Annotated in this window: 17 protein-coding genes; all 17 read right to left on the bottom strand. The window is 36.8% G+C overall.

Translation table 11 applies throughout. The annotated features are described in order from the left end of the window. Positions 1 to 9: 9 nt before the first annotated feature. Positions 10 to 579 (bottom strand): anthranilate synthase component II, encoded by a 570-nt coding sequence (locus C1631_RS09555; protein WP_103248140.1) that lies wholly within the window; start codon positions 577 to 579, stop codon positions 10 to 12. Then, a complete protein-coding gene (locus C1631_RS09560) occupies positions 557 to 1,996 on the bottom strand; it encodes an anthranilate synthase component I family protein (RefSeq protein ID WP_103248141.1) in 1,440 nt (479 codons plus the stop codon). The genes C1631_RS09555 and C1631_RS09560 overlap by 23 nt, the downstream gene beginning before the upstream one ends. Before the next feature lie 4 nt (positions 1,997 to 2,000). After that, the gene (locus tag C1631_RS09565) at positions 2,001 to 2,738 is read right to left on the bottom strand and encodes a thioesterase II family protein (RefSeq protein WP_103248142.1); all 738 of its coding nucleotides are present in this window, start codon (positions 2,736 to 2,738) and stop codon (positions 2,001 to 2,003) included. A gap of 1 nt (position 2,739) precedes the next feature. Continuing rightward, positions 2,740 to 3,222, bottom strand: coding sequence for a 3-hydroxyacyl-ACP dehydratase FabZ (fabZ, locus tag C1631_RS09570; RefSeq protein WP_109711871.1), 483 nt, complete (start codon positions 3,220 to 3,222; stop codon positions 2,740 to 2,742). Between the two features lie 10 nt (positions 3,223 to 3,232). Further along, a complete protein-coding gene (locus tag C1631_RS09575) occupies positions 3,233 to 4,285 on the bottom strand; it encodes a beta-ketoacyl synthase N-terminal-like domain-containing protein (RefSeq protein WP_103248144.1) in 1,053 nt (350 codons plus the stop codon). Next, positions 4,272 to 5,516 (bottom strand): beta-ketoacyl-[acyl-carrier-protein] synthase family protein, encoded by a 1,245-nt coding sequence (locus C1631_RS09580; protein ID WP_103248145.1) that lies wholly within the window; start codon positions 5,514 to 5,516, stop codon positions 4,272 to 4,274. The genes C1631_RS09575 and C1631_RS09580 overlap by 14 nt, the downstream gene beginning before the upstream one ends. A 16-nt stretch (positions 5,517 to 5,532) precedes the next feature. Then, entirely contained in the window at positions 5,533 to 6,288 is a 756-nt protein-coding gene (gene fabG / locus C1631_RS09585; RefSeq protein ID WP_109711873.1) for a 3-oxoacyl-ACP reductase FabG, read from the bottom strand. 10 nt (positions 6,289 to 6,298) lie between these two features. Then, complete coding sequence (locus C1631_RS09590; RefSeq protein WP_109711875.1) at positions 6,299 to 7,453, bottom strand: FAD-dependent monooxygenase; 1,155 nt, start codon at positions 7,451 to 7,453, stop codon at positions 6,299 to 6,301. Next, entirely contained in the window at positions 7,450 to 8,328 is an 879-nt protein-coding gene (locus C1631_RS09595) for an MBL fold metallo-hydrolase (RefSeq protein WP_165828267.1), read from the bottom strand. The genes C1631_RS09590 and C1631_RS09595 overlap by 4 nt, the downstream gene beginning before the upstream one ends. A 13-nt stretch (positions 8,329 to 8,341) precedes the next feature. Further along, complete coding sequence (locus C1631_RS09600) at positions 8,342 to 9,334, bottom strand: 3-oxoacyl-ACP synthase III family protein (RefSeq protein WP_228441148.1); 993 nt, start codon at positions 9,332 to 9,334, stop codon at positions 8,342 to 8,344. Positions 9,335 to 9,347: 13 nt separating this feature from the next. Continuing rightward, on the bottom strand, positions 9,348 to 10,373 hold the full coding sequence (locus C1631_RS09605) for a diiron oxygenase (RefSeq protein WP_103248384.1): 1,026 nt from the start codon (positions 10,371 to 10,373) through the stop codon (positions 9,348 to 9,350). Beyond that, positions 10,366 to 11,862: a phytoene desaturase family protein gene (locus C1631_RS09610; RefSeq protein WP_109711877.1), complete on the bottom strand. Its 1,497-nt coding sequence runs from the start codon at positions 11,860 to 11,862 to the stop codon at positions 10,366 to 10,368. The genes C1631_RS09605 and C1631_RS09610 overlap by 8 nt, the downstream gene beginning before the upstream one ends. A gap of 66 nt (positions 11,863 to 11,928) precedes the next feature. After that, complete coding sequence (locus C1631_RS09615) at positions 11,929 to 12,177, bottom strand: acyl carrier protein (RefSeq protein ID WP_109711879.1); 249 nt, start codon at positions 12,175 to 12,177, stop codon at positions 11,929 to 11,931. A 14-nt stretch (positions 12,178 to 12,191) separates the two neighbouring features. Then, positions 12,192 to 13,223 (bottom strand): 3-oxoacyl-ACP synthase III family protein, encoded by a 1,032-nt coding sequence (locus C1631_RS09620; RefSeq protein ID WP_103248381.1) that lies wholly within the window; start codon positions 13,221 to 13,223, stop codon positions 12,192 to 12,194. After that, positions 13,213 to 14,094: a beta-ketoacyl-[acyl-carrier-protein] synthase family protein gene (locus tag C1631_RS09625; protein WP_109711881.1), complete on the bottom strand. Its 882-nt coding sequence runs from the start codon at positions 14,092 to 14,094 to the stop codon at positions 13,213 to 13,215. Before C1631_RS09625 ends, C1631_RS09620 begins: the two co-directional genes overlap by 11 nt. 5 nt (positions 14,095 to 14,099) lie before the next feature. Then, positions 14,100 to 15,665 carry an AMP-binding protein gene (locus tag C1631_RS09630; RefSeq protein WP_109711883.1) on the bottom strand — a complete coding sequence of 522 codons (1,566 nt, stop codon included), beginning with the start codon at positions 15,663 to 15,665 and terminating at the stop codon, positions 14,100 to 14,102. Positions 15,666 to 16,304: 639 nt separating this feature from the next. After that, entirely contained in the window at positions 16,305 to 17,201 is an 897-nt protein-coding gene (locus C1631_RS09635; RefSeq protein WP_109711885.1) for a helix-turn-helix domain-containing protein, read from the bottom strand. Positions 17,202 to 17,755: the final 554 nt, after the last annotated feature.

Raw genomic sequence — 17,755 nt, forward strand, 5'->3', positions numbered from 1 at the left:
TAAGTTAAGTTATTGTTCAAGCCAGTTTTTCATGATTTTCTTCCCTTCTGAAGTCAGGAAACTTTCAGGGTGATATTGCAATCCTGTAATATCATACTGATTGTGTCTCAACGACATAATAATATCTGAATCATCTGTAGAAGTAACAATTAAATCTTCAGGCAACCCTTTTTTCTCTACTATCCAGCTGTGATATCTTGCGACCTCTATGGTTTCGGGCAATTCTGTATATATTTTTTCATGAGTATGAATCGTTATAGAAGTAGAAACGCCGTGGTAAACTTTTGAAGTATTCATCAGCTGAGCTCCAAATGCCACACCGATCGCCTGATGTCCCAGGCATATTCCCAGGATCTTTTTTGTATGTTTATAATAATCAATCAATGGAAGACACTGTCCTGCATCTTGTGGAACTCCCGGACCGGGAGAGAGGATAATATAGTCGTAATCTACAATATCTTCCAACTCAAAAGCATCATTTCTCCATACATCAATAGGGTAATTGACACACTCAGAAACCAATTGTTTCAGATTGTATGTAAATGAATCATAATTATCAACAATTAGAATGTTCTTCATAGTATTCAGATTGGCGGTTAAACTTTTTCAACGTATTTACAATGAGGGTAATCTTATTATTAACTTCTTCCAACTCTTTCTGAGGGTCGGAAGAGATGACTACTCCTGCTCCTGCTCGATAAATCATCGTATTATTTTCAAATAAAGCGCTTCGGATCAGGATGCAGGTGTTGATATCGCTATTAAAACTGATCCATCCTAATAATCCTCCGTAATAGGAGCGGTATGAATTTTCTATTTCATCAATAAGTTCAATGGCTCTGTATTTGGGGGCACCACATAATGTTCCGGCAGGTAAAAATTCTTTGATGAGACGGATGGCATTATGGCTGGTGTCCATATCACCTTGTACCTGGCTTACAAGATGGATGACATTGTTGTAATGTTCAATAATTTTCAACTTACTGATGTGGACATTTTTTGCATATTTGCTGAGGTCATTTCTAGCCAGATCAATAAGCATATTATGCTCAGCATTTTCTTTAGGATCTTCTAATAACTTTTTCTCCAGTAGGGTGTCTTCTTCTGCATTCATCGTTTTTTTATAGGTTCCTGCGATAGGTTTTACAATACCTACTCCTTTCGAGCTGCTAAAGTGTGTTTCGGGAGAGGCACCTGTGATGATATAAAGATCTTCATCAAGGAAAAAGTAATATTGAGCATTGTTCTTTTTTAATTCAATAAAAAATGTCCAGGGATCTCCTGAAAATTTTCTGGAAAATTTCCGCGAAACAACGAGTTGAAAAACATCTCCAATCTGGCAGTGATGTTGTGCCTGCTTTACTTTTTCCAGAAACTCTTCGTCATTACAATCTTTCTCTTCATGATCAGCTATAGAAAAATCATTGATATTTTGGTTATGCACATCTTCCAGCCAGCTTTTCATCATATTGATTTCATCCTCCTGTTCAGAAAAATTATTGATCAACGTGACCGTAGAAAGAGCTTCATTGAACACATAGATATATCTGTACAGAGAAAATTTAAATAAAGGAACATTGCTGTCTCTTTGTTCTTGATGATATTTTTGTAATCTGATATTTTCCACCAGCTGAATAGAATCATAACTGCTGAATCCCAATAATCCATTATAAGGATGGAAATTTTTTACAGGAACAATGGTATTGTACCATTCTTCAACATATTGCCAGACTTGATTGTTGTGTATGGTTTTAATTTTTTTTTCCTGTTCTCCTATGAGATAAGATAACTCATTATCATTTTCTACCTTTAGTGAAGCGATAGGATCTACTCCTATGAAAATAAGTTTTTGATGATCTGTACTCACTGCTTCTGAGACTTCAAACCAGATACTATTTAATTTCTTTTTCCTTAAGAAATCGTAGAAATGTTCAATATGGAAAAAGTTCTCTAAGGCAATATGAGTATGGGCGGAAGAAATGGTAGCTTCGTTCATTTGTTTAGTTTAATATGATGTTGGTGATAACCTGTGATAATAATGCTGCAACTTCCCCGGGATGTTGCATAACCACGAGATGTCCTCCTGGTATTGAGTAATAATACGTTTTATCAGCAGTATGAAGTTTCCAGTCTTTATAGTATTCTGTGGTCGGGAATAATTCATCCTGTTCTCCCATGATGACCGTTAAAGGTTTTTCTATAATGATTTCAGTCCAGTTTTTCATATCACTTTTTTCTAAAATTGCGATATCTTTTTCCATGATTTCCATTCCTTTTTTATGGGCTCTCCGGAATAAAGGAGATTCTTTATTGCTTTGTTTTTTCATGGGCATCATTTCGGAAAATAATGAATCTCTATGCTTTTTTACAGCATTTTTCGAAAAGGGTTCTACGAATGAAGGAGCTTTCATTCCCGAAACAATTAATCCGGCAATATTATATCCGTCCTGGTGAAACTTGTGTGAAAGCAAGAGTGCTAAAAGAGCTCCAAGGCTATGTCCCCAGAAAATAATAGGTTGATGTGGATTCTGCAATCTGCTTTTCACATTTTCATAAAGATCATCCATTGCCTCATCGATGGTAGATACGAGAGGTTCTTTACTTCTCATTCCTCTTCCCGGAAGCTCCAGACATTGAATATCCAAACCATCTGTATTGATAAGACGGGTAACATTCGAAATAGACATTGATGAACCTCCGGCATAAGGAATGCAAAATAGGATGGCATTATCACTCATGCTATGAAAAAAGTTTGTTTTTGTCAATGGTCATAACGGTTACTTTTCCTTTTGCGCAGACTGATCCATCAACAGATGCCTTTACATGAATAGAGCAAGCTGAACCTTTTCGCCAATCTACTTTTACATCCAGTTCTAATAGATTTCCGGGTAATACTGACTTTATAAAATTGATTTGTGTATTTCCCAAAACCCCAAGGACTGAACTTTCTATAGTAGGGATTGAAGAACCTACTTCCCAAGCCAGATCATCCAGAGCGAGCATAAGAGAAGCAGCCTGACTCAGTGCTTCTGTAATAAGAACTCCGGGCATAATGGGAAAATCAGGGAAATGACCTGCAAAATGAGGTTCTCCCATAGAAACGGCCTTTATGGCCTTAAGCTCTGTTCCCGGTATATAATCTGTTACTTTATCTATTAACAAAAAAGGATAGCGGTATTTTAATATTTGTATAATCTGATAAGATTCTAAAATTGCTTGCATGAAAAATGGATTATGGATGAGCTCTTTCTATGACAGCCAAAATAATGGTTCCGGTTTTATCTGTTGAAAGAACTACAATATTTTTTTGATGGGTCTGATGATTATTTTTTCCGTTGAAAATGGAAATAGCATAGGCAATTCCGAACATGCCTCCTACGTTATCAAAATCTCCGAACGTATTTTCAGGATAAAGTACTGATATTGTCGGTTCATTTGCGGTTAAGATATTTTCAAATACCTCGGCATCAATGGCAGATAGCCCCCCGGAGAAAATCACGGTATCAAAGTCAAAGAATGCTGATAGATTGGAAAGTACCTGAGTTAAGTGAACTTCTAAGGAAATTGTCTCATCTGTATGGGTTTCGGAATGTATTTTTTTGATGATAGCTAAAGGCTTTCTTCCATCTTTTTCTAAAGAATCTGTATGTTCCAGTATCATAGAAATTCCCAGCTCCGAAGAAGGAGTAAGACCATTCCTGTGTCCTTTGCGAATCGATTCCTGATAACCATTGCGTACTTCTGTTGAAGCGATGACTCCATAATCAATCATTCCTTGTTTCAGGTGTAAACTGGCAATATCTACTGCCTGTAAGCTACCTGCCATCCCTGCACATACACTGAAGTTAGGCCCCTTAATTCCTGCCTGTATTGCCATCTGGCTTGCTGCTGCATTGGCAATCGTACTTGGTGCCTTCATCGGGCTTACCCGGTCAGGACCCTGATTTTTAGCGGTAAGGTCAAAAATAAAACAGTCTTCCAGATTTGAAAGTTCTGTACCATCATACAATCCTATCCTTTGTGGAGCTTTGTCGATTTTCTCGGCTAAATTCCGGTTATGTATTGCATGAAATGCTGTATTACAATAAATAAGAGTTGCTTTGTTAAGAAAACGCTGACCTTTAGGCTTTAAAAACTTTTGAGGATCATGGTCTTCAATCATCAAAGAAGAATCATTGTCTACTCCTGCCTGAGAGAAATAGGTATTTATCTCTGTTCCGTAAGGGCTATTAAAACCTATTTCTGAAACTGCGATATGGGTATCTGAAAAATTATTTTGTATCATATTTACTAAATATTACGCTGCAAATATTACCACCAAATGCAAATGAATTACTGAGTACGTTGTCTACTTTGTTTTCTATTTCCGGATAAGGTTGTATCCTGAATGTTTTATTAAAAGCTTCGTCGATCTTTTCTGTATTATAATTTCTGGGAATTTTTTGATTGTAAAGAGATAATAAGGCAGAAACAGCTTCAATAGCACTTGCTGCCCCCATACAATGCCCCAGCATAGATTTTATTCCGTTGACATATAGCGTATCGATTTTTTCTCCAAACACATTGCTCATTGCTTTTACTTCGTGTGCATCATTAGCTTTGGTTCCGGTTCCGTGTGCGCTTACATAGGTGATACTGTGAATATCCATATTGCTGGCATGTAAGGCATTATTCATGGATAAAGTAGCTCCTGAGCCTTCAGGGTCCGGAGCGGTAGGGTCGTAGGCATCACATGCTAAACCATATCCTTTTATTTCTCCGTAAATTTTTGCTCCTCTGGCTAATGCATGTTCCAGCTCTTCCAATATAAGAACAGCAGCACCTTCTCCAACCACCATTCCTGTTCTGTTTTGATCGAAGGGGCGGCAATCATTCTTTGCCATGGCTCCCAAACGATAGAAGACGGTATAACAAGAACGGGTAAAAGGATCTGCTCCTCCGGCAATAATAACCGGTGAACGTCCTTCTCTGATCATGGAACAGGCTGTTCCTATTGCATAGTTTCCTGCTGCACAGGCAGTAGGGATTACCATATTGGTTCCGCCAAGATTATAAAACTTAGCAATACTTGCACTCAGTTCAATAGGTCTGAAGTAGGCAAGGTTTTCTGAGGCAGCCTCATTCAGACTTTCATGTTCCATTTCAAGATTCCACTCATCAACGATTCGTTCAACGATATCCTGGTTTCCATTGGTAGTCCCCAGAATAATGCCGTAATTATTTTTCTGAGGTATTTTATCTTCCAGACCTGCATCTTTCAGTCCTCTGTCTACGGCAGCAGCGGCATAAGAAACGGCCTTACCGTAAGGTTTGAAATGCTGTAAAACTTCAGCATTGTTATATTCGTCTTCCAGATGTACTTCTGCCGATCTGGTAATCCCTTTGTAATAGGAAGAATCAAGTTTGGTGAGGTCGCTGATTCCCGTTTCACCGTTCAGTATTTTCTCCCAAAAAGTCTCTTTATCACAGGACAAGGGGCTTATGACTCCCATTCCTGTTACCACAACTCTTTTCATATCTTTATTTTTGTTTTTATAATGTTAATCCTCCGTCAATGATGAAGGTTTGGCCGGTCATGTAATTCGTATTTTCAGAACATAGGAACACTACCAGATCTGCCACTTCACCAGGTGTTCCCATTCTTTTCATAGGAATCATCTGATGAATTTTCTTTTTATCCTGTTCGTTCATATTGGCTACCATTTCGGTATCGATGAATCCAGGAGCAATAGCATTTACCTGTAAGTTAAATTTTGCAAATTCCAGAGCTAAGGTTTTGGTCAAAGAGATAATGGCGGCTTTAGTGGCTCCATAATTTGCCTGTCCTACAGCTCCTCTTACTCCTGAGACGGACGAAATATTAATGATCTTCGAATTTTTCTTTCTGATGAATGATTTTATCACTGCTTTGGAAAGAAAATAAGTCCCGTTGAGATTGGTATTCATAACGTCTTTCCACATATCGGTTGTCATGCTAAAGAAGGGTGCATCAGCGGTAATTCCGGCATTGTTAATGAGACCGTATAATGGGCCTAAAGAAGATTTTTCTATCTGATCAACTAAAGCTTTAGACTGGTCTTCATCTTTGATATCTGCCTGGTATAAGGCTGCTTTTTCCGGAAATTGTTCTAGCAGATTTTTCAAAAATAGTTCTGCAGTTTCTTTTCCGTGATTGTATGTGAATGAAACGGAAGCTCCTGAAGAAAGTAATTGATAAACAATAGCTTTACCTATTCCTCTTCCTCCTCCGGTTACTAAAAAATGTTTGTCTGTTAAATCAATACGCATAGTAAAAAAATTAAATATTATTAAGAACAGACAGTTTGCGGCTACTGGTCTGAACTTTCGGATTGAGACTGTTGATGAACAGATCTGATGTTTCAAAGCTGTTTGCCAGTTGGTGGCCGTACTCGATAACTTTATGATTGATATCAAACCGTTTTTCCTGATATCCCGAAAAGGCTTCGTCAAGGGTAAGTGTTCTGTCAAAATATGCAGATAACCATATAAAAAGTTCTCCGGTATCTTCAATGGCCAGGTTCATCCCTTGCCCTGTAATAGGGTGTATGGAATGAGCTGCATTTCCTAAAAGAAGAATTCTCCCTTTGTAATATTGTTCTGTATGCATTCTGCATAAAGGAAAAGTGCAGAAATCTTCCAGATTTTTTATTTGGCCGAGTATATCGTCACTCTCTGTTATAAATTGCTTTAAACGGGGTATTACGATTTTTAAATCCCCCCCTTCCATTAGTTTTTGTCCTTCGTCTTTCTTAAAACCCAGTATACAACGGGCTTCAGTTTTGTTAATAGGATAGAAGTAAGCAAGTCCTCCCTTTTCATCAACATAGAGTCTGTTTATTTCTTCTATACTTGATGTTATGGGATATTTCTTGAAATACATTACCTGATCATAATAGGTGAAATGAGCTTTTATATCTGTATGATTTCTAACTATAGAATGGATGCCATCAGCACCGATTAATACTTCACAAAAGATGTCCTCACCTGAATTAAGGGTAACGTCAACTCCTTTGTCTGTTTCATTAATTTTTGAGACAGTTTGGCTGACCCGCAATTCTATAGTGCTGATTTTTTGAATTTTGTCGTAAATAGTTTCCAACAAGATATGATAAGGGCATACCATAAAATAGCCTCTTTCATTTTCCAATGCATAATCAATCTGATGAACGTGATTCCCATTATGAAATACTTTAAGCTTGTCCCTTACTCTGCAATCTTTTTTTAACAGTTCCTGAAATAATCCATATTTCTCTAAAACATCAATTCCTGAAGGTTTTAGAATGTCTGCTCCATTCATATTGATTTCAGCATTTTTTTCTAAAATCAGTACCTTTTTATTTTGTGAACCCAGTAACCAGGCTAATAGAATTCCCGCAATTCCGGCACCAACTATGCAAACGTCATATTCTTTAGATTTTGTCGTCTGGCTCATAGTATGGATTCTGTTTTTAAATTAAATAATAACATTTCTATACTTTTTCGATATACTTTATCGGAAATAAAAGAGTGATCCATCACTTTAAATTTTTTACAGATCTCATCAATCAATTGTTCATGAGATAAGGTATGTTGCAGTTCTGAAATGAATTGCAGGGTTTCATGATATCCCCGCAGGCTGTGCTCAGGGGCGAGCCGGGCATCTGATCCGGTAAGTATTCCGTTGTGTCCGAGTGCTATGGTTTGAGGGTGTAAGGTATTCAACCTATTGATGCTTTCCACAAACTTTTCAACATGATCGAAAGCCAGGGGAAACCATTTTTCATGGCCGATAATCTCTCCCAAGGCATCTGAAACGAAAAGAGTATCACTTTCTTTATGGTACAAACTTACAGAACATTGGCTATGTCCCGGAGTGTACAATATCTGCCATATTCCTGAATCTGTTTCTATGATGTCATTATCTTTTACAGTTATAAAAGGAATTTGCTGAAGATCTGCCGGGAATCCTGTGATCTCTTGATCAGATATCAATGCATTCAATTGCCGTATTTTTTTTACATATTTTTCATTTCTGAAATTAGATACAGCATATTCAGAGGCGTACAATTGTACATTCCTGAAATAAGGGTAAAGAGATTCTATCGTTCCGCAATGATCATAATGGGAATGGGTAATGAACCAGTGTTTTATCAGGGACAGGTCGGATACATGTTCTTTTAATTGGGACAATATTGTTGGAGCATCGCGGGTTACTCCACTTTCTACCAGAATATATTCGTCCTTTCCTTTGATGAGGTATACGGGATTTGTAAGTGTTCCCAAAATAATAAGATGATCCTGTACGATACCTGTTGTATTTATCCACATAATCAATCTTCTGTTAAAATTTATATAGAATACTTCCCCAGGTTGCACCGGACCCATACCCAACGATCAGAGCCAGTTTACCTTCTCTTTGTTCCAGCGGAATCTCTGTCATGTATTCACTCAATGTAATGGGTAGAGAAGCTGAAGCTATATTTCCATATTGGTCTACATTTATTCTGACTTTATTTTTAGGGAGTTTCAGGTTTTCCATCACGGCATCCAGTATCCTCATATTAGGTTGATGTGGGATTATGACATCAATATCCTCAATGGTAAGATTATTCTTTTCTAAGGTCTGAAGGGTTATTTCGGTAAATTTTTCCACAGCGTGACGAAACATCTGTTTTCCGTTCATTCTAAAATGAGGGCATGTTGTTTCATCTCCATTAAATACTCTTCCGGAGGTTCCGGGACTTTCTGTCCACAGCAGCTGAAAATAGGTTCCATCTGCATGAATATTGGAATCAATTATCCCTTTATTACTGATGTCAGATGCACTTAATACAACTGCTCCGGCGCCATCTCCTAATAGAATAGACAGGTTTCTGCCATCGTCGGAATCATCCATCCTTTTAGATAAAACTTCTCCACAGCACACCAGAATGTTTTTGTATTTTCCGGTAGAAATAAACTGTTCGGCAATGGTCATCCCGTAAATAAGCCCGCTGCATTGTGCTCTTATATCAAATACAGGAATATGATCTCTTAAAAAGACTAAAGGTTGTAATAAACAGGCTTGGGATGGGTCGTGATAATCGGGGCTTAGCGTATTTACGATCAACATATCGATGTCCTCAGGAGAAAGTCCTGCTTTTAGAATGGCATCATAACAGGCATTAGCCATCAGCATGCTGGTGGTTTCTGTTTCAGAAATATGACGTCTTGTAAGAACGCCGGTTCTCTTTTCGATAAATTCTTCCGTGGTATTGATCCAGTTGACAATTGTTTGATTATCTATAATTCTAGCAGGTAAAGCATGTCCGAATCCGGAAATTATGGTATTCATCAGGTGATTATGATTAATTATAATTTTTATTCATTACGTTGTCTATATCCGTATCTGTAGCGGTTTTCTTTTTGAAGTATTCCAAAGCATCTATGGCATCCTGCCCGAATCCATGTTCTTCCCATACTTTCATATTTTCGGTGTTTTGAGGATCACATATTCCCAGTTCTACAAAATACCTCATCATAGGAGCTACAATTCTGGAATTGATTTTCTTTCTGTTGTCAGAATTCAGTACGGTTGGGATGAGATCTTTATAATTTCTGAATGCTTTATTTTCAAAACCAACACGGGAATAGACAACGACACTAGATACAGCCATGTCCAGCATACTGCGGATCATAGGGGCTGTAATTTGCTGAGCTTCCTGAAGAAAATCCGGAACGACGTCAATAAACTCTCGGATCATATTTTTACCCCATTCAATGTGCCTGGCTTCTTCTTTATGGTGTTCTACGGCAACTGCTCTGGACAATACTGAAATTCCTTTGTCATTACAATCTTCCATCGCATTGTTTTCTGCCAGCCATTCTATAAGGATGGTAAGGTAGATGGCTTTGAGAGGGAATTCAGACATAGCGGCATTATGGCTGTATATTTCTCTCAGGTTTAGTGGAATGGGAAACGGAGTAATTTTAAAGTGAGTCATTGCTTTTCTGAAGACCATTGCATGTACGATCTCTTCTTTGCAGAAGTGATGCATATAAGTAACAACATCCGGAAATCTTTTTAAGGTACCGTGATTCACGATTTTCATATAATACTCCGATACCAGATTTTCGAAAACGATAAAGGTATACCACCATGCCCCGGTTTCGTATACCGATAGCAATCTTCTTTCTTCCTCTGAAGCAAGATCATAATACGGGGTTCCATAGATGGCAATATTTTCTCTTTTTTTCAGCCAGGCTCCTTCAACAGGCTCATCCCAGGGATGATCCAAAAGAAGACTCATTTGTTTTTTTTCAGAGGCTTTATTAAGTTTCTCAAGGAGAATTGAAAATTTTGAGCTTAATTTTTTTTTCTTTAAATCATACATGTTTTAATGATTTTTGGGTATTTAATAATAAGGCTTGTGTAAAACCGAAGCACATCGCAGATTCATAGCCCGGCCCTGAGACCCAGCTGCTTACCAGTTTTATTTTTTCTTCAGGAAAGTTATTCAACATCCCCAGGTGAGTTTTGGGCAATACTTTGTAGGCAAATGCCGACCCCTGAGTCGATAATGTGAATCTGTAATTGGTTTTTGGCGTTGAAGACTCTATGTAGACAAGATTTCCTTCCAGTTTCGGAAAAGTTTTATACACTCTTTGGGTAATTTTTTCCTGAACTTTTTCTTTTCTGTCGTTGTATTCTTCTTCGGAAAGAGAAAACCATTTGTCTCCGTGATCCAGAATGATAAATTGGATAATATAGCCTCCCGAAGAATCTATCTTATGATAATTTGTTACACTCAACGTCAGAAGGTCATAGTATACATCTCTTTGAAAATCGTCTTCTGTAAAATAATCACCGGTATCGGAAACGAGAAGATACTCAGAACCTATGAGCCCAAGTTCATCAGGAGGAACGGATGTAACAGCATAGACACAAAAGTGCCCCCAACCTATTTGGAATTGATCTAATACTTTCAGAAAATTATTTTCAACTTTTTCTCTTCCTAACATCGTAACAACGTCGTTGGGGGAACAGGTGGCTATTATTCTTTCTGCTTCAATCCTTTTTTTCTTTGTTTTAGCCAGCATATATCCTCCCATATTCTCGATTTCATAGACTGGGTTTTTCTTTAAGATCTGCCCTCCACGATCTACAAATTCTTTTAGCAGAATATCAGAAATACGCTGGCCGGTTCCCTTTACATAAGCTTGTCCTCCATAAAATGTTGCATATAAAAAATGTAAAAAATAAAATGCATTTACTTCATGAGAGATCGCTCCCAGATAAATGGCAATAGAACTTAATACTTCTATGATATCATCTCCTTTGAACAGCTGCTTATAATATTCCCGGGTGGTTAATTTTGACAAAAGCCGGCTTTCTCTCAGTAAGTCTTTGTTGAGCGTATATTCATTCATCAACATTCTCGAAAACATATAATGCTGATAGCCGTAGGTAAGAATATCTTCAAACAGTTTTTCTATTCCCCATATTTCAGCGGGAAAATGTGAAATAAGTGCTTCTTTAATATGTTCCGGATGTGATGGTATTGTAATAAAATTACTTTTATAAACCACTGTGGTCAGTTCGCTGTAAAAATGAAATTCATCAATCAAAGACTGAAGTCCCAAACGATCTAAAGCATTCCAGAGGTTACCGGAATCTTTATTTAATCCGGTCACCTTATGCTGGCTGCAGTCAAAGAGGAATTTTCTTTTATTTCTATAGAAATTGGTGGCATAGCCTCCTACTTTATGATGAGCCTCACTAATAATTACAGAGCGTCCTTCGGTAACGGCAGTTATACCATACATTAATCCGCTGAGTCCGGCTCCTATTACTAATTCATCGCTGTGTAAGGTCTCTGTCATAAAATAAAGGTATTAGTGGGTATATTGTGATTGAAGCGTAATGTACTGGGATTAAATAATGAAATTTTAAATGGTTAGTTCTTCTTCCAGAATTTCAACAATATCTCTTGGAGTTCCCATTTTTACTAACACTTCTTCATCCAGACTGATTGAAAAATTTCTTTCCAGCTCAACCAGAACTTCAAGACCCATCAGGGATGTTACCCCCATTTCGTTAAGAAGGTCAGTATCAGGATTTAATTCATTAACATCACATTCTGCGATATCTGCTAAAATTTCATACACTTTTTCGTACAAGTTTTCTTGATTTTCCATAATTTATTTTTATTTTAAAAGTTAATATTTTCAGTAGTCCAGACCTGTGCTCCGAATCCCCAACCTATACTGGCTCCGGCAATGACAATTTTATCATCAGGGTTGATCTTTCCGTTTTGTAATGCTGTATATAAGGTAAGTGGAGTAGAGGCAGAGCTTAAACAGCTGTATTCTTCTACCGTGCTGGTATATTTATCTTTTTTGATACCAATTCCCATAGCCCACATTTTCAATAACAGAGATGACGGCTGATGGAAGACATAATGATTGATGTCATTTGCCGATAAGTTGGCTTTTTCCAAAGCTGTTAACGTTACCACAGGAACATTTTGGGGAACAAAGGTTTGCATCATCGTTGCTCCGTCTTCTTCCAGAGTAAAGTAGGCCTTGATATCCTGTTTCTCAGTTTTATTCAAAGGAGGTCTCCATTGTAATGTGGCAATCTCATTATGGATAGGAATACTTTTATAATGGGAAGCCAGCATACGTCCGTTTTTTTCAGATCTGCCCACCACAACAGCTCCCGATCCATCTCCGAATAACGTAGACGCAACCGATTGGAAGTCTGCCATAAGGGTAAAGGTTTCTGAAGAACATATCAGGATATTTTTATACATTCCTGTTTCTATATAGTCAGACGCTATCTGTAATGCCACCAGAAAAGAAATACAGGTTTGGTTGACTTCCAGAGTCATTGTAGAGTCTTTACATTTCAGTTCTGTTTTAAGATAGTCTGATAATCCCGGGAAAATAGCTTCGGGGTTGGTATCAGACCATCCGGTGATCGTACATGAAGTTCCTATAATCAGATCTATATCATTGACTGAAAGACCAGCTTTTTCAATAGCTTTTAAAGAAGAATTTTTAGCCAGTGTAGAGCAATGTTCTCCGGCCTCTTTATCTATCATATATCGCCCTTTGATTCCCCAAAGTCTTTCCCAGTTTTTAGGAACATTAGGGATTTCTGAAAATGGCGGGGTTTTATTGTCACAATAATTTTTGGGAACGTCAATCGCTACACTTTTTATGGCTGAATTAAATTGCATTTTTTGATATTTTTAAAACAGAATAATAATTTGAAAAAGGATTGAAAGAAACCATCGCATAAGAGTTCAGTCCTTTATAATGATCAAGATGGTTCTGTATATGCAAAGGAATGGTATGCATAGCCAGGGTGTCATTTTGTTCAGTGGGCTTTTCTCCATGAGTTTCAAACCAACGGTCAATAATGATTGGAACACCTTCTTTTTGCAAAGAATCTGAAATGATACTGAGTTGTTTGTTAACCTCTTTGGTATAGTCTTCGTCATATTTCCAGCAAAGTTTGAAAAGGATATCCTGCTGCAATAATTCTTTGTTTTTTCCATTGAATTCATAGCCGGCCTTTTTAACAGCAGAAGAGGGCAGATGATAATTTTTCAGTTGTAAACGGGTATTGGATTTTTTGATAAGCATGATGCTGATCCCATCCGGAATACTAAATCCGTTGTCATGATCCTTAAGCGTATTGGTAAACTTATTGGTTTGCATCAAAAGGGCATATTGGCCTTCTGATCTTGTCATAAAATTCGAGGCGATCTGAATAATATTTCCCCAGTCATTATGAAAAATTTCAAAAACAAAAGCATTTCCGGCATCCAGTTTCTTTTGAACATGATACCCTATTCCTGGTGCAGAGGTGTTTTTTCTGGTCGTTGTTTCATACAACCCGATGGAAGAGTTGATAATAACTCCTATCTCCGACGGATCAATATTGTTTTTTGTGAGTATTTCTTCACTTACTTTTTGAGCCCATTCATAAAGGGTAACATGAGACTCAGATTCATAAGTTTCACATTGATATCCTTTTTTCATCCGATCTCTTTTACCGTTGATATTAAAACCCGGTACCTGGCTGATTACATCAATTATTTCCACGTTTTTTAATTTACATTATGGTTAACAAGTTGTTTTTTATTTACCTTTCCATTGCTATTTCTGGGCAGTTCTTCTATGAATAAGATTTTGGACGGATGCTTATAGCTTGATGTTGTAAGTCTGAGTTTTGTATAAATTTTATCCTCAAGAGCCATGATGTCGGTTCCGGCTTTGTTGACAACATATAAAATAGGAGAAGGGAACTCATTTTCATCCAGATGAAATGTTAAAGCACATTCGCTGATTTCAGAGAATTCATTCAGGATAATATTTTCAATTTCCCATGGGCTTACCCAGCGTCCGTTTACTTTAAAGAGGTCGTCTTTTCTGCCATGGTATAAATAGATTCCCTGTTGGGTTTTGGAGCATAAATCTCCGGAAAAATACCAGCCATTTTTGTATTTCTCCCTATTGGCTTTAGGCATATTCCAGTACGAGCTGAGTGTGTTGGCTGGCGGATATACACACATTTCTCCAATCTCATTACAGCTGTCGATGGATTCTTCAGGGTTGTCAGATTTACATATTTTGATCTCATATCCTTCCACGGGTATTCCCAATGCATTTTCTTCTGCCAGATCTAGCTCATGATCACATAAAAAGATATGACCTATCTCCGTAGATCCTATTCCGTTTACAATTGATTTTCCAAATCGGTCTTTCCAGGCTTTTTTGAGAGGAAAAGGAAGGGCTGCCCCGGCGGAGATAAATAATTTTATATTGGTAAAGTCTTTGAGGTTGAATTTTTTTTCATTTTGTAAAATGTCCAGGTACACTTTTGGGCTTCCAAAGAAAACAGTAGGTTGATAAAGACTGATATTTTTCTTTAGATTATCAATCGAAAACCATTCTTTATCAATGATTACCGAAGCACCCACCAACAAAGGGAAAAACAGGCTGTTTCCCAGGCCATACCCAAAGAACATTTTGGAAACAGACATAATGATATCGGTCTTATCAATTTTTAATGTCTGTCTGGCAAACATATCCGTATTCAGCAGCATGGTATGATGTGTATGCTGAACAGCTTTAGGATTTCCTGTTGTTCCGGATGTATATTGCCAGAAAGCGATGGGAGAATTTTTTTCATATTCAAAATCAAAAGCTGAGAGCGCGTCAGATTCCTGCATATACTGGGACAGATAATTGTTTAAAGTATATTCATTGGTTGAAGAAAGATTAACGATAACAGAATCAACTATGATATGATTTGAAGAAAACATGGATTTGTGTACCCGCAGGTATTGATGATCATCTACAATAACACCGATCGCTTTTGAGTTTTCTAGAATATAGTCCAGCTCTGAATCTTTAATCAATGGGTTGATAGGAACAGGAATACAGCCTATAGAGATTAAAGCCAGAAAAGAATAAATAAATTCCGGGGAATCTTTCATTATAAGGATCACTCTTTCTCCTGGTAAGAAATTTTTTGTTGCTCTTAAATTAGATGCAAGAGTGAGGGTTTTCTTCGTTATTTCTTTTCCAGATAAACTATTTAAATTGTATAAAATCTGATTTTGATTATCTGATAATAATACATTTTTAATAATACTTTCTGCTAAGTTCATGGCTCGTATGTTTCGTCTTGATGAGGTTGTCTAAAGTAAAATATTTCTGTCCCGGGCAAATAGAAAACTAGATTGAATAACCCTTAAATTGATCCTTAATCTTTCTAAGGGTAACCCTTATAGTTTGTTTTGTATTGATTATTAGCTACTTGTGTTTTTAAAGAGAATTTATCCGAATCACGATATGACCAGAATATAATGGCATTTGAATTATAAATACACAAAACCGGGAATTATCAGAAGGTCTTTAATTGTTTCGGTTAACGGAATTTTTATTCAACAGAGGAAAAATATTTTTCAGCAATATAAAAGTTGTGTTTCTTATGCCTGATTAAAGACTTCGGCTGATTTAAATTTAGGTCTGTTGTTGGTGAAAGATAAAGGTATCTGGAATTTATCACTATTCAGATATAGATGTTTGATCAGCCAAAAGGCTGAGATGGAAAGGTCAGCATTGAAAATGATCCTTTAAAGGGATCTTTAAATAGAATGTGTTACAGAATTATAGTATTTCTCTACAATCTGGACCATTGAGTATAGAAAAAACCTTTCAATAGGGTACTGAAAGGTTTATTTATAAGATAAATTTTGAACGAATGATTTACCGTCAGGCCGATAATAGCAAATCATAAAGATAAGCTAAGCCGCTAGAATACCGGGAGATGACTTGCTCAGTTCCTCAATTTCTTTTTTGTTTCTAAGGCCTGTCTTTTTATAGATATTGCAAAGGTGCGAGGATAAGGTCTTCTCGGAAATATTGAGTTTTTGACTGATCTCTGCATATTTCAGATGGGGCTCATTCAGTAAGAGGGAAAATACTTCGATTTCCCGTGTTGAAAGCTTATCAAGGCAAATACTATTTTTGATTTCCCTGTTTCTTTTATGATACAGAAAAAAATCAACAGAAAGGATAAAACATCCTAAACTGAAACAGGTATGTTCGATCAGTTGATTATCGCCGAATAATAAGATGGTTACCGGCAGGGAAATAAGACCTATGAAACCTAGAATCCCGTTAATACAGTGTATTTTAAACAATTTGCTTGTATGGCCCTTATACTTCTTATACTGTTGCTGAGCAGAGGTAGCCAAAGCAAACAATAATACAATTAAAAAAAAGCTTAAAAACAGAGGACGAGAAACATCCAGTGACTGGAAGACGATATAGGGGAGAATGAATAATACAATAAACATAAAAAGAGTGAAAATACCTATCGCTTCGAGAGAGATACCTTTAAAAAAAACCAAGTTATATTCGTTTTTCAGGTAGGCAAAATAATAAAAAGCAGCCGGAAGCCCAACGGTCCAGATGAATATATTCTGAGCCATGAGATTAAAACCAAAACCAGGATCCGGAAAAAGTCCTCCCACGATATTATAAATCAAAACGAATAACAATAATCCCAAATGCTTTATATAATAGCTGCGGTCACATCTTTTTCTGGCAAGCCATATTCGAATAGAGACAATAGTAATAAGCACAATACATATAAGAATATAGACCAATGTGCTGGGGTAAATTTCTGTATTAAACATGAGTGGGAATATAAAAGATCATCAGATACAACTGCTTTAGGAGTGATGATGCATCCATTTTGTTTTTTGAGAATATGTGGGTAAGTTTTTCTGTAGCAGATGTTGATTTTAAAAAGAAAATCCTGTTTCCTTCTCTTTTTGAGATACAGGTAATCCAACACGAAATAAGGGTATAGAGAGAAAACCTATACAATACATGAATAATTTTTTGAGGGCCTTGATGAGTGGCTTGTAACATTTTAATAATGTGAATTTGTGCAGTCGTAAAGATAGAAAAATATTTACATATTTCACTATAATGGGTATTAAAATTAGTTAAAATACGTGAATAATAGGCTAAATGAAATATGAGCCCGATCCATTTTGAGACAATAATTCATATCGGATAGTAAATCTAAAATTACCTTTTTAAGAGATGAGAACAATGTATAGGAGTCAAAGATTTTCTGTTACCAAACGAATCCTTTCATTTGGTTAAAATAATCAATTAAATATATGAGCATATTTGTAATTTCTATTCATCTCTGCATGTTTTAGGTAAAGATATAATGAAC

The organism is Chryseobacterium phosphatilyticum, assembly GCF_002899825.2.
GTDB lineage: Bacteria > Bacteroidota > Bacteroidia > Flavobacteriales > Weeksellaceae > Chryseobacterium > Chryseobacterium phosphatilyticum.